Genomic DNA, 14,005 nt, shown 5'->3' with positions numbered 1-14,005 from the left:
GTCTCGCGCAGCGGTGTCACCCCCGGCCTCCCCCTGGCCGCCCACTGGGGCCCCGAGGACCTGGTCCGCGCCTGGCGCGGCTGAACCGTCCGCCGCGGCTCAGGGCACCACCGCCGTCGCGGTGACCTCCACCAGCCGGCCGGCGTACCCGAGGCAGCCGACCCCGAGCAGCGTCGACGTGTGGGGCCCCTCGCCCAGCCCTGAGGCCCGGACGACCTCCCAGACCTGCGACAGTTCGGCGGGTTCGGTGCCCACGACGTACACGGTGGAGGCGACCACGTGCTCCAGGCCGCTGCCCACGGCCCGCAGCGCCTCGTCGAGATTGGCGACGACCTGGCGCGCCTGGGCGACGGGATCGCCGGGCCCCACCAGGGTGCCCTCCGCGTCGAGCGGTACGGAGCCCGCCATGAAGGCGAGCCGCTGCCCGGCCTCGACGACCGCGGCGTGCGCGTAACCGGGCGGCGGGAACAAGGTCGGGACGATCATGCGGTGCACCACGGGACCTCCTGGCTGGGAGCGGCTGACCCCGCGATCCTGCAGAGCCGCGGGCACGGACGTCACCCGGTTTTCCCGCACCCGGTGGCATCCGCCCGCCGCCGGGCCGAGAGTTCGCTGAGAAGTGCAACCGCCGTGTCACGGCTTGCCCATGGCTCCGTCTCGGTGCGCATGAAGGGGCGGGGGCCGTGGCAGGTTGACGGCATGACCATCATCGGCTGGATCGTACTGGGCCTGATCGCGGGCGCCATCGCGAAGATACTGCTGCCCGGGAAGGACCCGGGCGGACTGGTCGGGACGACGCTGATCGGCATCGCGGGCGCGGTGGTGGGCGGCTGGATCTCGGCGAAGTTCCTCGACCACCCCATCACCAAGGACTTCTACGACCTGCCCACGTGGGGCGCGGCCATAGGCGGCGCGCTCGCCCTCCTGATCATCTACCGCATCCTGTTCGGGGACTCCCGCCGCTGACCGCGGTCGCGGGGAGCAGTTGCACGTCCTCCCGGCGCACCGACAGGGCCTGCGAACGGCGCGGGTCCCACAGCCAGATCCAGTCCCCGGAGGCGCCGAAGGACAGGACGGCGTGGCCGGCCGGAACCGGGCCGTTCTCCACGGGGACGGGGCCCTCGCCGACGGGCACCACGCACATCAGGGTGCCGTGCAGCCCGAAGTACGTCGCCGGGACGTGTCCCCGCCCGGCGGCGGACGCCGCATCGCGGGCGGCCCGGTCCGCGTCGTGGGCGCCGGCGACGAGCGTGGTGGCCGCGAAGGCGGCCGACAGGAGCACGGTCACGGTGACCAAGGCGAGGCGGTTGTCGCCCTTGGCGATGTGCACGTGCCGCAGCCAGCCCGCGACCGCCGTGAAGAGCAGCACGAACCCCAGGGCGAGGCCCAGCGGTTCGGCGGCTGCCGCGTACGGCCACAGGTCCCCGGTGGAGCGGACCGAGCCGGACGGGATGCCGAACCGGTCGAGGTAGAACGCCTGCATCAGCCGCCCGAGCCAGGTCACCAGCGACCACCCCACGGGCAGGGCGAGCGGCACCAGCCAGACCGCGTTCCGTGAGAACCACGAGTCGCGCAGGGCGAAGTGGACCCCCGGCGCGCACAGGAGGGCCACCGCCGCCAGGGGCCACCACGGGAGTTCCGCGTCCGCCCCGGAGGCCGTCCAGCCCACCAGCAGCGCCGCCGAGGCCGCGGCGGCGGCCACGCCGGGCAGCGTCCGCACCCGGAGCGCGGTACGGTGCGTCCCGGTGGCCGCCGGGACGTCCGTCTCGGGCGGTGCGGGCCGCAGTTCGTGGGTGTCCGGTGTGAACGCGCTTCCACCGAGGGGACGTTCCGCGAGCTCCCGCTCGACGGCCTCCCGGGTGAGCACGGACGGCAGCCGCAGCAGCCGGTGCGCGCCGCGCCCGCCGCATGCCGCCCACCACCGTGCGAGCCGGTCGCGCCCTCCGCCGCCCGCGCCGGGACGGCGGATCACGCGGTACTCGGTCCGCGGATCGTCCGGCCGCAGCAGCAGCGCCGCGTCCCGGACCCACAGGCCGAGCTGATGGGTCCTCGCCAGGCGTTCCACGGCCCCGCACGCCGCCTTCTCGGCCCGCCAGCGGGAGCCGTTCAGCCGTACCTCGACGACGAGCGCGACGCGGCTGCCGCCCGCGGTGGCGGGGGCGTCCTCACGGCCCGCGCGGCGCACCGCCCACCCCCGCGCCTCCATCAGTCCCTGGGCGAGGGCGAGCTCGTCGGGCTCGTCGACGGCCTCGACCAGGAGACGTACGCGCTGGTTGAACGGGACCGCGGGGAGCGCCCCGGCCACCCCGGGGCGCTCCGCCCCCGGTTCCTGCGGGCGACGGCGCTGGGCGGGAACGCGCAGCGGCACGGCCTAGTCCTCCTCCAGCCAGCCCTCGAACTCCTCCGCCAGTTCGTTCAGCGCGGCGGGGTCGAGTTCCTCGTCCTCGTCGTTGATGAGCAGGAGCCACTGGGCGTCCTCGGCGTCGTCCTCGCCGGCGAGGGCGTCACGGAGGAGCTGGGGGCGGGCGGGCAGGTCGAAGCGCTCGGTGGCTTCGTCGGCGGCCTCCTCCGCGGCATCGCGGTCGGGGAGGACGAGCACATGTCTGACGTCGGTCACCGGGACATTGTGTCGGACCCGCGTGGGATGCTGGACGGCGATGGCCAGGAACAGTACGACAGACAGCCCGCTCGCCCCCGTGACGATCGCGGTGGGGCAGGAGGACCTGCTCCTCGACCGCGCGGTACGGGAGGTCGTGCTGGCGGCGCGGGCCGCCGACGCCGACACCGATGTGCGCGACCTCACCCCGGACGCGCTCCAGCCGGGCACGCTGGCGGAGCTCACCAGCCCCTCGCTCTTCGCCGAGCGCAAGGTCGTGGTCGTACGGAACGCGCACGACCTGTCCGCGGACACCATCAAGGACGTCAAGGCCTATCTGGACGCCCCCGCCGAGGAGATCACGCTCGTCCTGCTGCACGCGGGCGGCGCCAAGGGCAAGGGTCTGCTCGACGCGGCCCGCAAGGCCGGGGCGCGCGAGGTGGCCTGCCCGAAGATGACCAAGCCGGCCGACCGGCTGGCCTTCGTCCGGCAGGAGTTCCGCGCGCTGGGGCGGTCCGCGACCCCCGAGGCCTGCCAGGCCCTGGTGGACGCCATCGGCAGCGACCTGCGGGAGTTGGCGAGCGCCTGCGCCCAGCTCGCCGCCGACGTGGAAGGCGCGATCGACGCGGCCGTGGTCGCCCGCTACTACACGGGCCGTGCCGAGGCCACCGGCTTCGAGGTCGCCGACCTCGCGGTGACCGGCCGCGCCGCCGAGGCACTGGAGCGGCTGCGCTGGGCGATCGCGGTCGGCCAGCCGCTGCCCGGCATCACGTTCGCGCTCGCCTCGGGCGTCCGGGCCATCGGCAAGCTCGCCTCCGCCCCGCGCGGGGCGCGCCCCGCGGACCTGGCGCGGGAGCTGGGCATGCCGCCGTGGAAGATCGACCGCGTCCGGCAGCAGATGCGCGGCTGGTCAGGGGACGGTGTCTCCGCCGCCCTGCGCGCGGTCGCCGAGGCCGACGCCGCGGTCAAGGGCGGCGGTGCGGACCCGGCCTACGCCCTGGAGAAGGCGGTCGTCGCCGTGGCCCGGGCCGCGCGGGCCCGCTGAGGGCCGCAGCCGGAACCGGACGTGCCGAAAGGCCCCGTACCGGGAGGTACGGGGCCCTTCGGGGGCCGCACCCGCGTGGCGAACGCAGGCCGCGTGCGGCCGGAACATCAAGGGTGCCGGTGGAGGAGCGGGTGAGAGGGACCGCTGTGTCCGTCATCGGCGGGTACTGCTGCGGGAAGGCTCAGCCCTGGAGGCCGGCGACCTTGAGAGCCAGCGCCGACTTCTTGTTGGCGGCCTGGTTCTTGTGGATGACGCCCTTGCTCACGGCCTTGTCGAGCTTCTTGGAGGCGAGACGCGCGGCCTCGGTCGCCTTCTCGACGTCGCCGGTGGCCACGGCCTCACGGGTGCGACGGATGGCGGTCTTGAGCTCGGACTTGACGGCCTTGTTGCGCAGGCGCGCCTTCTCGTTGGTCTTGTTGCGCTTGATCTGGGACTTGATGTTCGCCACGAAAGAGCCTTTTCAGGTTTGGTCTGATGGGGTCCGCGCCTCGGGTAAGAGGGCACGAGGCGCGACTGCCCAGGTTAGCAGTCGGCCGCCGCGCCGCCCAAACCGGTGGCCCGTGGCGGGTCCCGCGGCTCCTCCCGCACCGCCCGGCACGGCCGTGGGCCCCGGCCATGGGACTATGGGAGCCATACGTATCGATCCGACCAGAGGCGACAGGCGCCTCAAGAGACAGGACCCTGCGTGCCCGCGACCCCTTCGAACGTGCCGGAGCCGAGCCGTACCGACCCGGCGCTGATCCGCAATTTCTGCATCATCGCGCACATCGACCACGGCAAGTCGACCCTTGCCGACCGGATGCTCCAGCTGACCGGTGTGGTGGATCAGCGGCAGATGCGCGCCCAATACCTCGACCGCATGGACATCGAGCGCGAGCGCGGCATCACGATCAAGTCCCAGGCGGTCCGTCTGCCCTGGGCGCCCACCGCGGGCGCCGATGAGGGGAAGACCCACATCCTGAACATGATCGACACCCCGGGGCACGTGGACTTCACCTATGAGGTCTCCCGGTCGCTCGCGGCCTGTGAGGGCACCATCCTGCTGGTCGACGCCGCCCAGGGCATCGAGGCGCAGACACTGGCCAACCTCTACCTGGCGATGGAGAACGACCTCACCATCGTCCCGGTGCTGAACAAGATCGACCTGCCGGCCGCGCAGCCCGAGAAGTTCGCCGAGGAGCTGGCCAACCTCATCGGCTGCGACCCCTCCGAGGTGCTGCGGGTCTCCGCCAAGACCGGACTCGGCGTCGAGGCGCTGCTGGACCGCGTGGTGGAGACCGTCCCGGCCCCGGTCGGTGTCGCCGACGCGCCCGCCCGTGCGATGATCTTCGACTCCGTGTACGACTCCTACCGCGGTGTCGTCACCTACGTCCGGGTCGTCGACGGTCAGCTCAACAAGCGCGAGCGCATCAGGATGATGTCCACCGGCGCGACCCACGAGCTGCTGGAGATCGGCACCAACTCGCCCGAGATGCTGTCGGCCGACGGCCTCGGCGTCGGTGAGGTGGGCTACCTGATCACGGGTGTGAAGGACGTCCGCCAGTCCAAGGTGGGCGACACGATCACCCAGCAGTCCAAGGGCGCCACCGAGGCACTGGGCGGCTACAAGGACCCCAAGCCCATGGTGTTCTCCGGCCTGTACCCGCTGGACGGCTCCGACTACCCGGAGCTGCGCGACGCGCTGGACAAGCTGCAGCTCAACGACGCCGCGCTGGTCTACGAGCCGGAGACCTCCGCGGCCCTCGGCTTCGGTTTCCGCGTGGGTTTCCTCGGCCTGCTGCACCTCGACGTGATCCGCGAGCGGCTGGAGCGCGAGTTCGGGCTCGACCTGATCGCCACCGCGCCCAACGTGGTCTACCGGGTGGTGATGGAGGACGGCGCCGAACACGTCGTCACCAACCCCAGCGAGTTCCCCGAGGGCAAGATCGCCGAGGTGTACGAGCCGGTGGTGCGGGCCACGATCCTGGCGCCCACGGAGTTCATCGGCGCGATCATGGAGCTCTGCCAGACCCGGCGCGGCTCGCTGCTCGGCATGGACTACCTCTCCGAGGACCGGGTGGAGATCCGCTACACCCTCCCGCTCGCCGAGATCGTCTTCGACTTCTTCGACCAGCTGAAGTCCAAGACCCGCGGCTACGCCTCGCTGGACTACGAGCCCACCGGCGAGCAGACCTCCAGCCTGGTCAAGGTCGACATCCTGCTGCACGGAGACAAGGTGGACGCCTTCTCGGCGATCACGCACAAGGACGCGGCGTACGCGTACGGGGTGCGCCTGGTCGCCAAGCTGCGCGAGCTCATCCCGCGGCAGGCCTTCGAGGTGCCGATCCAGGCCGCCATCGGCTCGCGGGTCATCGCCCGCGAGACCATCCGCGCCATCCGCAAGGACGTCCTCGCCAAGTGCTACGGCGGTGACATCTCCCGTAAGCGGAAGCTGCTGGAGAAGCAGAAGGAGGGCAAGAAGCGGATGAAGATGGTCGGTTCCGTGGAGGTGCCGCAGGAGGCCTTCATCGCGGTGCTCTCCAGCGACGAGGGCGCGGCCAAGAAGAAGTAGCCGGCGCGGCTCGCCGGCGCGGTCCGACGCACCGCACAGGAAGGGCGCTTGTCCGATGACCGGGCAGGCGCCCTTTCGTATGAGCGGACCGGCATTCGGGTGATTGGCAAAAACCCCGGGCCGCGCGGTTTCTGCCGGGGATCGAGGGCGTTACTCATCGTGACAGCGGCGAAAGGCGTCGCTGCGGAAGGGGAATGTGAAGTGAAGTACTCGAAGGCCGCGGCCGTCGTAGCCGGTTCCGTGATCGCGCTGGGCGCCGCCGGTGCCGCCGCGTCCCCCGCCTTCGCCGGGGAGGCCCTCCCGCTCGGCAACGGGCCGATGAAGATCCTGGACGCCAAGGACGAGGTCGCCAAGACCGGTCTGAAGGCGGTCACGGGCAAGACGAACGAGCTGCTCGGCGGTGCCGGCAAGACGGGGGGCACCAAGGGCATGATCGGTGGTCTGCCCATCGGCGGCTGAGCGCCGTACATCCCGCGGTGCCGCCGACGGGTGGCCGGAGCGGTGGCCGGAAGGCGGGCTCCCCGGATTCCGGGCGGGCCCGCCGTTATGTGTACGTACCATGTATCCGGTCGTCACGGTTGCATCGCGGTGGCCGCGGCCCCTTACCAAGCGGGCGCCGATTCCCTACTCTGATCACCACTCGTTAGTTACTCGCGAGTCACCCAGCAAAGAGGCGGGCCCCCGGAGGTTGTCGTGACCGACACGCAGACTTTGATCGAGAACCGGCCGCCCTCCGTGGCGAACCTGTTCCTGGAGCGCGTCGAGGCGACGCCCGATGCCGAGGCGTACCGCTTCCCGGTGCCGTCGGCCGACGGCGGTCCGGAAGAATGGAGGTCGCTCACCTGGAAGCAGGCCGCGGACCGGGTCCATGCCATCGCCGCGGGCCTGATGGACCTGGGGGTGCGCCCCGAGGAGCGGGTGGCCATCGCCTCCGCCACCCGGGTCGAGTGGATCCTGGCCGACCTCGGCGTGCTCTGCGCCGGCGCCGCGACCACCACCGTCTACCCGAGCACCAACGCCGACGAGACGGCCTTCATCCTGGCCGACTCCGGCAGCCGGGTGCTGATCGCCGAGAACGCCGTGCAGCTGGCCAAGGCCGTCGAGCGCCGTGCCGAGCTGCCCGAACTGGCCCACGTCGTGGTCGTGGACGCCGAGGACGCCGACCTCGGGGAGGACGGGTGGGCGCTCTCGCTGGCCCAGCTGGAGCAGCGCGGCAAGGTCTACCTGGAGAAGAACCCCGAGGCCGTCCGCAAGACCGTGGGCGACATCACCAAGGACCAGCTGGCCACCCTCATCTACACCTCCGGCACCACCGGCCGCCCCAAGGGCGTGCGGCTGCCGCACGACTGCTGGGCGTACATGGCCCGCGCGATCCAGGCGAACGGCCTGCTGGAGGCGGACGACGTCCAGTACCTCTGGCTGCCGCTGGCGCACGTCTTCGGCAAGGTGCTGACCGCCGGGCACATCACCATCGGCCACGTGACCGCGGTCGACGGCCGCGTCGACAAGATCATCGAGAACCTGCCGGTCGTGCAGCCCACCTACATGGCCGCCGTCCCGCGCATCTTCGAGAAGGTCTACAACGGTGTCGCCGCCAAGGCCCGCGCAGGCGGCGCGGCGAAGTACCGGATCTTCAAGTGGGCCGTCGAGGTCGCCCGCGAGTACGCCAAGGTCACCCAGGACAACCGCCGTCGCACCGGCAACGCCGGCGCGCCCTTCGGGCTCTCCGCCAAGCACGCCGTCGCCGACCGCCTGGTGTACGCCAAGCTCCGCGACGCCTTCGGCGGCAAGCTGCGCGCCTGCGTCTCCGGCTCGGCCGCCCTCTCCCCGGAGATCGGCTACTTCTTCTCCGGCGCCGGCATCCACATCCTGGAGGGCTACGGCCTGACCGAGTCCAGCGCCGCCAGCTTCGTCAACCCCGGCGAGGCCTACCGGACCGGCACCGTCGGCAAGCCGCTGCCCGGCACCGAGGTCCGCATCGCGGAGGACGGCGAGATCCTGCTGCGCGGCCCCGGCATCATGCAGGGCTACCACGGGCTGCCCGAGAAGACGGCCGAAGTGCTGGAGTCGGACGGCTGGTTCCACACCGGTGACATCGGGGAGCTCTCCGCGGACGGCTACCTCACGATCACCGACCGCAAGAAGGACATCATCAAGAACTCCAACGGCAAGTACATCGCGCCGGCCGCGGTCGAGGGCCAGTTCAAGGCCGCCTGTCCGTTCATCAGCAACGTCCTGGTGATCGGCGCCGACCGCAACTTCTGCACCGCGCTGTTCGCCCTCGACGAGCCCACGATCCTCGGCTGGGCGAAGGAGAACGGCCTGGAGGGCAAGCCCTACGCGGAGGTCGTCGGCTCCGAGCAGGTGCGGGCCTTGATGGACGGCTACGTGCAGCGGGTCAACGCGGACCTGCAGCGCTGGCAGCAGATCAAGACCTTCCGCGTGCTGCCGCGCGACCTGGACGTCGAGCACGGTGACCTCACCCCGAGCCTGAAGCTCAAGCGGCCGGTCGTGGAGCGGGAGTTCAAGGACCTGATCGAGGACATGTACGCCGGCACGCGGGAGGACTGAGCGTCTCAGTCACCCACCCGGGGGCCCGGCAGGTCCACGTCGCGCAGCGTGTGTTCCAGCCGGGCCACGCGGCGGGCGAGCGCGGTGACGTCCGGACGGCCGTCGGCGGCGAGCTGCCGCTCGACGGCCGCGAGGCGCTGCTCGATCGCCTCCAGCCGGTCCCGGTCGCGCTCCAGAAGGCCCCGCAACTGGCGGGTCTTGTGGTGGAGTTCCAGGAAGACGGTCACCTTGGCGCGCAGCACCCAGGGGTCGAAGGGCTTGGTGAGGTAGTCCGCCGCGCCGGTGGCGTAGCCGCGGAAGGCGAAGGTGGTGTCCAGGTCGTTCCCGGTCAGGAAGATGATCGGGATGTCCTTGGTCTGGTCGAGGCGCTTGATGTTCGCGGCGGTCTCGAAGCCGTCCATGCCCGGCATCAGGACGTCGAGCAGCACCACCGCGAACTCCTGGCGCAGCAGCGCCTTCATCGCCTCCTCCCCGGAACGGGCGCGCACCAGCGGCTGGTCGAGCGTGCCGAGGATGGCCTCCAGGGCGATCAGGTTGTCCTCCATGTCGTCCACGAGGAGGATGCCGGCCTTCCCCGTGACCGTGGCGGTGCCGCCCGGGGTCACGAGGTGGGGCCGTCGGGGCCGCCGGGGCAGGACCGTTCGCCGTCCCGGCCCGCGTCGGGGTCGAGCAGCAGGTGCGCCGCGTGCAGCAGCCGGTCCACGTCGACCGGTTTGGGCACGTAGTCGTTGGCGCCGCAGGCGATCGAGCGCTCCCGGTCGCCCGGCATCGCCTTCGCCGTGAGGGCGATGATCGGCAGCTCGGCGAAGCGCGGGGTGCGGCGGATGGCCTCGATCGTCTCGTATCCGTCCATCTCGGGCATCATGATGTCCATCAGCACGAGGGCGACGTCGGGGTTCCGCTCCAGGGTCTCGATCCCCTCGCGGCCGTTCTCCGCGTACAGGACGGGCATCCCGATCCGGCCCAGGACGTGGGTGAGGGCGAAGACGTTGCGGATGTCGTCGTCGACGATGAGCACGCGGTTGCCGGCCAGGACCCGGCCGGTGCGGCCGTCCCGCCACTCGTCGATCCGGTTCGAGGTGGGCCAGGTGTCCCCCGGCGCGACCGGGCCGGACGTCCGGCGCTCGGCGTCGTACGCGGCGGCCACGGGCACCGGGCCGCCTCCTGCCTCCGCTCCGCCGCCCGCGGGGCCGTGCTGCGGCTCGGGCTCGCCGGCGCCGCCGTGGCCCGCGTACACCGCCGGGACGTACAGCGTGAAGGTGCTGCCCCGGCCGGGCTCGCTCTCGGCGACGATGCGGCCGCCGAGCAGCCCGGCGATCTCCCGGCTGATGGACAGCCCCAGCCCGGTGCCGCCGTACTTGCGGTTGGTGGTGCCGTCGGCCTGCTGGAAGGCCTCGAAGATCACCGGGAGCTTCTCGCCGGGGATGCCGATGCCGGTGTCCCGCACGGCGAAGGCGATCAGGTCGTCGGCGCCCTCGCAGCGCGCCACCCGCAGTTCCACCCGGCCCTGGGAGGTGAACTTGATCGCGTTGGAGAGCAGGTTGCGCAGCACCTGCTGCAGCCGCTGCTCGTCCGAGAACATCTCGCGGGGCACGTCCTCGCCCACGGCGACGTCGAAGGTGAGCCCGCGGTCGAGGGTGACCGGGCGGAAGGTGGCGTGCACGTAGTCCAGCAGCTTGATCAGCGGCAGCTTCTTGGGACGGACGTCCATGCGGCCCGCCTCGATCTTCGACAGGTCCAGGATGTCGTTGATCAGCTGCAGCAGGTCCGAGCCGGAGCGGTGGAAGTGCACCTCCTGCTCCGACAGATGGCCGTCGGGGTTGTCCGCGAGCAGCCGGGCCAGGATCAGCAGCGAGTTGAGCGGGGTGCGCAGCTCGTGCGACATGTTGGCCAGGAACTCCAACTTGTACTGCGAGGAGGTGGCCAGCAGGGCCGCCTTCTCCTCCAGTTCGGCGTTGGAGCGCTGCAGCTCGGCCTGCTGCCGCTGGAGTTCGTCCGACCGCTCCTGCAACTGCTGGGCGAGCCGCTGGGACTCCGACAGCAGGGACTCCGTGCGGGAGTTGGCGATGATCGTGTTGATCGCCACGCTGATGGTGCTGACGAACTGGTCGAAGAAGGCCAGGTGGACGTCGGAGAAGCGGGAGAAGGAGGCCAGTTCGATGACGCCGAGCAGTTCGTCCTCGAAGAGGATGGGGATGATCACGACACTGGTCGGGGCGGCCTCGCCGAGACCCGAGGTGATGGTGATGTAGTCGGGTGGCGCCTCCTCCACGAGGATGCGTTTCTTCTCCAGCGCCGCCTGCCGCACCAGCCCGTGTCCTGGCATGCCCGGGGTGTCCACCGTGGCGCCCTGCGCCGAGCCGTACCCGGCGATGAAGGCCAGCCCGCGCGGCGCCCGGGGCTGGGCGGTGCCGCTCCGGCCGGCGTCGGTCTGGGCCAGGAAGAACGCCCCGTACTGGGCGTTCACCAGCGGGGTCAGCTCGCGCAGGATGAGGTCCGCGACCTCCATCAGGTCACGGTGCCCCTGCATCAGGCCGCCCAGGCGGGCCAGGTTGGACTCCAGCCAGTCCTTGGCGCGGGTGGTCTCGCGGAGGTTGGCCACCATCAGGTTGACGTTGTTCTTCAGCTCGGCGACCTCGCCCTGCGCCTCGACCGCGATGCTGCGCGACATGTCGCCCTGGGCGACCGCGGAGGCCACCTCGGCGATGGCCCGCACCTGGGTGGTCAGGTTGGACGCCAGCTCGTTCACATCCGTCGTCAGGCGCTTCCACGTGCCGTACACGCCCTCCACCCGGGCCTGGCCGCCCAGCTGGCCCTCGCCGCCGACCTCACGGGCGACCCGGGTCACCTCGGAGGAGAAGGACGACAGCGTGTCCGCCATCGTGTTGATGGTCGTCTTCAGCTCCAGGATCTCGCCGCGCGCGTCCACGTCGATCTTCTTCGACAGGTCGCCCTGGGCGACGGCGGTGGCGACCTGGGCGATGTTCCTGACCTGGGAGGTCAGGTTGTCGGCCATGAAGTTGACGTTGTCGGTGAGGTCCTTCCAGACGCCGGAGACGCCGCGGACCTGGGCGCGGCCGCCGAGCCGGCCATCGGTGCCGACCTCGCGGGCGACCCGGGTCACCTCACCGGTGAACAGCGAGAGCTGGTCCACCATGCGGTTGACCGCCCGGCCGAGCCTGCGCAGGTCCCCGCGGAGCGGCCGGCTGCCGTCGTGCAGGTCCACCCGCTGCGTCAAGTCGCTGTCCGCCACGGCGTCCAGCACCCGGGTGGCGTTCGCCGCCGGGATGACCAGCGCGTCGATCAGGGAGTTCGCCGCCTGCACGCTCATCGCCCAGGACCCCTGGCCCGGGCTGTCCGCGAGCCGCTCGTCCAGCCTGCCCCGGCGTACGACCTCCCGCTTGACCCGGCCCAGTTCGGCGGAGAAGTGCTGCTCCCGCGCGACGATCCGGTTGAACGTTCCGGCGAGTTCGGCCAGCGCCCCTTCGGCACCGTCACCCAGCCGCACCCGGAAGTCGCCGTCGCACAGGGAGCGCATCGCCGTGAGCAGCGGCCGCAGTTCCGCCGCGCGTATCCACTCACCGTCCGGCGGCGGGTCGACGACACGCGGACGCGCAGGAGTCGCGGTTTTCGGGGCGGGAACAGCCGATTTAAGAGCCATGACGGCCTTCTTCGGTGACTCGGCGCTTATGAGCGCGCTCAGTCTGTCACGCTGTGCGTGCCGTTAAGGGCGCAATGCCGGATCTGCTCGGGAGCCGCACAGTGGGGCCAGATTCCATGCCACGGGAGTTCGTTTCCCGTACCAGCCTGCCCGGCAACCAGCTGGCGGCCTCCGCGGCACGGAAGTTCGTCCGCGCCGCGCTGGCCGAGTGGACCACCGAGGAGCCCTGGCCGGCCGAGAGCATCGGTGACCACCTCGTGGACGACGCGGTGCTGCTCGTGAGCGAACTCGTGACGAACGCGGTCATCCACGCCGGCACCACGGTCGAGCTGCTCTGCCGGCTGGAGAGCGCGGCACCCGGCGCACGCGAGGACGGCGGCCTCGTCGTCGAGGTCTCCGACCACCACCCCGCCCGGGTCGTCCGCGACCGGGCCGAACTCGCCCGCGAGGGCCGCGACGGCGGGCGCGGCCTGCAGCTCGTCTCCGCGCTCTCCGAGGAGTGGGGCATCACCTACCGGCGCGACCTCAAGACCATCTGGTGCCGGCTGGCCGCCGCCCGCGGACGCGGGGAGACGCTGCCGCCGGCGCCCGAGGCCGAGGGAGCCCTGCTGCGCGGACTGCGCGCCACCGAGATCCTCGCGCCCATGGCGCACCGCCTCCCGCGGCGGTACGACAGCGAGTGGATCAACCGTGGTTCGCTCTCCTTCCTCGCCGAGGCCTCCGACCTGCTGGCCGGGCAGCTCGACGAGGACATGGTCGCCTCCCTCGCCGGGCAGCTGCTGGTGCCCCGGCTCGCCGACTGGTGCGCCGTCTGGCTCACCGGGGACGGGCCCGAGGGCTCCGAGCCGCGCCTGGCGCGCGTCTGGCACGCGGCGGAGGGCCGCATCGACGCGCTCCGCATGGTGCTGGAGAAGGAACCGCCGCCGCCCGGCTCCCGCCCCGGCGCAGTGCCCTGGCCGTGGCCCGCCGTCGCCCACGGCGCGGAAGCGGTCGGCGCGGCCCTCGCCTGCCCCCTGGTCACCGGGGGCCGCCGGCACGGCACGCTGCTCCTCGGACGCACGGGGCTGATGCGCTTCCCCGACGAGGTCATCGGTCTCATCGAGGACTTCGCGCGCCGCGTCGCCCTCGCGGTGGGCACCGCCCGCCAGTACACGCGGCAGGCCATGATCAGCCGGGTCCTGCAGCGCGGCCTGCTGCCCGCGGGGCTCGGCGCGGTGCCGGGCGTCGACACGGCCGTCGTCTACGAGCCCACGCGTGCCGACGTCGTCGGCGGCGACTTCTACGACCTCTTCCCCGCGGGCGGCGGCCGCTGGTGCTTCGCCCTCGGCGACGTCCAGGGCCACGGCCCCGAGGCCGCCGCGGTCACCGGCCTCGCCCGGCCCGTCATGCGGCTCCTCGCGCGCGAGGGGTACGGCGTCGCCGAGGTCCTCGACCGGCTCAACCGCGCGCTGTCGGACGAGGCCGCGGCCGCCACGCTCGGCGACGCGCTCGGGCCGGGGTGGGACGCGGGGCCGCGCTTCCTGTCCCTGCTGTACGGGGAGATCGTCCCGGAGGGTCCGGACGGGCCGCAGGGGGCGGGGG

11 protein-coding genes and 1 pseudogene are annotated in these 14,005 nt (G+C 72.0%); 6 read left to right on the top strand and 6 right to left on the bottom strand.

Going from position 1 to position 14,005, the window contains the following annotated elements; translation table 11 throughout:
* Positions 1-99 precede the first annotated feature (99 nt).
* Positions 100-486 carry a RidA family protein gene (locus PV341_RS37480; RefSeq protein WP_500360148.1) on the bottom strand — a complete coding sequence of 129 codons (387 nt, stop codon included), beginning with the start codon at positions 484-486 and terminating at the stop codon, positions 100-102.
* A 213-nt stretch (positions 487-699) separates the two neighbouring features.
* Here PV341_RS37480 and PV341_RS37475 point away from each other — a divergent pair, with 213 nt between their 5' ends.
* Positions 700-966 carry a GlsB/YeaQ/YmgE family stress response membrane protein gene (locus PV341_RS37475; protein ID WP_499511838.1) on the top strand — a complete coding sequence of 89 codons (267 nt, stop codon included), beginning with the start codon at positions 700-702 and terminating at the stop codon, positions 964-966.
* Here PV341_RS37475 and PV341_RS37470 read toward each other — a convergent pair.
* Both PV341_RS37470 and PV341_RS37465 read right to left on the bottom strand, forming a co-directional pair.
* Positions 929-2,368 (bottom strand): hypothetical protein, encoded by a 1,440-nt coding sequence (locus PV341_RS37470; RefSeq protein ID WP_500360147.1) that lies wholly within the window; start codon positions 2,366-2,368, stop codon positions 929-931. The genes PV341_RS37475 and PV341_RS37470 overlap by 38 nt on opposite strands.
* Positions 2,369-2,371: 3 nt before the next feature.
* Positions 2,372-2,617, bottom strand: a complete 246-nt coding sequence (locus PV341_RS37465; RefSeq protein ID WP_499511836.1) for a hypothetical protein — start codon at positions 2,615-2,617, stop codon at positions 2,372-2,374.
* Positions 2,618-2,657: 40 nt separating this feature from the next.
* On the opposite strand from PV341_RS37465, the gene holA reads away from it, so the two are divergent.
* Positions 2,658-3,641 carry a DNA polymerase III subunit delta gene (gene holA / locus PV341_RS37460; protein WP_499511835.1) on the top strand — a complete coding sequence of 328 codons (984 nt, stop codon included), beginning with the start codon at positions 2,658-2,660 and terminating at the stop codon, positions 3,639-3,641.
* 181 nt (positions 3,642-3,822) lie between these two features.
* Here holA and rpsT read toward each other — a convergent pair whose 3' ends face one another.
* Positions 3,823-4,089 carry a 30S ribosomal protein S20 gene (rpsT, locus tag PV341_RS37455; RefSeq protein ID WP_018556617.1) on the bottom strand — a complete coding sequence of 89 codons (267 nt, stop codon included), beginning with the start codon at positions 4,087-4,089 and terminating at the stop codon, positions 3,823-3,825.
* 237 nt (positions 4,090-4,326) lie between these two features.
* On the opposite strand from rpsT, the gene lepA reads away from it, so the two are divergent.
* From lepA to PV341_RS37440, 3 genes are all read left to right on the top strand, one after another.
* Positions 4,327-6,192 carry a translation elongation factor 4 gene (gene lepA, locus PV341_RS37450; protein WP_500322981.1) on the top strand — a complete coding sequence of 622 codons (1,866 nt, stop codon included), beginning with the start codon at positions 4,327-4,329 and terminating at the stop codon, positions 6,190-6,192.
* A gap of 201 nt (positions 6,193-6,393) precedes the next feature.
* Positions 6,394-6,651 (top strand): hypothetical protein, encoded by a 258-nt coding sequence (locus PV341_RS37445; protein ID WP_361797151.1) that lies wholly within the window; start codon positions 6,394-6,396, stop codon positions 6,649-6,651.
* A 234-nt stretch (positions 6,652-6,885) separates the two neighbouring features.
* Positions 6,886-8,763, top strand: a complete 1,878-nt coding sequence (locus PV341_RS37440; RefSeq protein WP_500322983.1) for an AMP-dependent synthetase/ligase — start codon at positions 6,886-6,888, stop codon at positions 8,761-8,763.
* A 5-nt stretch (positions 8,764-8,768) separates the two neighbouring features.
* Here PV341_RS37440 and PV341_RS37435 read toward each other — a convergent pair whose 3' ends face one another.
* Together PV341_RS37435 and PV341_RS37430 are read right to left on the bottom strand one after the other, a co-directional pair.
* The gene (locus PV341_RS37435; protein ID WP_500323060.1) at positions 8,769-9,308 is read right to left on the bottom strand and encodes a response regulator; all 540 of its coding nucleotides are present in this window, start codon (positions 9,306-9,308) and stop codon (positions 8,769-8,771) included.
* 56 nt (positions 9,309-9,364) lie between these two features.
* Positions 9,365-11,935 (bottom strand): annotated as a pseudogene (locus PV341_RS37430) (hybrid sensor histidine kinase/response regulator); the annotation flags it as partial.
* 605 nt (positions 11,936-12,540) lie between these two features.
* Between PV341_RS37430 and PV341_RS37425 the strand changes: the two are divergent.
* Positions 12,541-14,005: SpoIIE family protein phosphatase (locus tag PV341_RS37425; protein WP_500360145.1), on the top strand; the 1,465-nt coding region annotated here is incomplete at its 3' end.

It is taken from the genome of Streptomyces sp. PA03-1a (assembly GCF_033792805.1).
Classification (GTDB): Bacteria; Actinomycetota; Actinomycetes; order Streptomycetales; family Streptomycetaceae; genus Actinacidiphila.
Note: the sequence above shows the minus strand (reverse complement) of the source record. Positions and strands in the feature narration are given on the sequence as shown.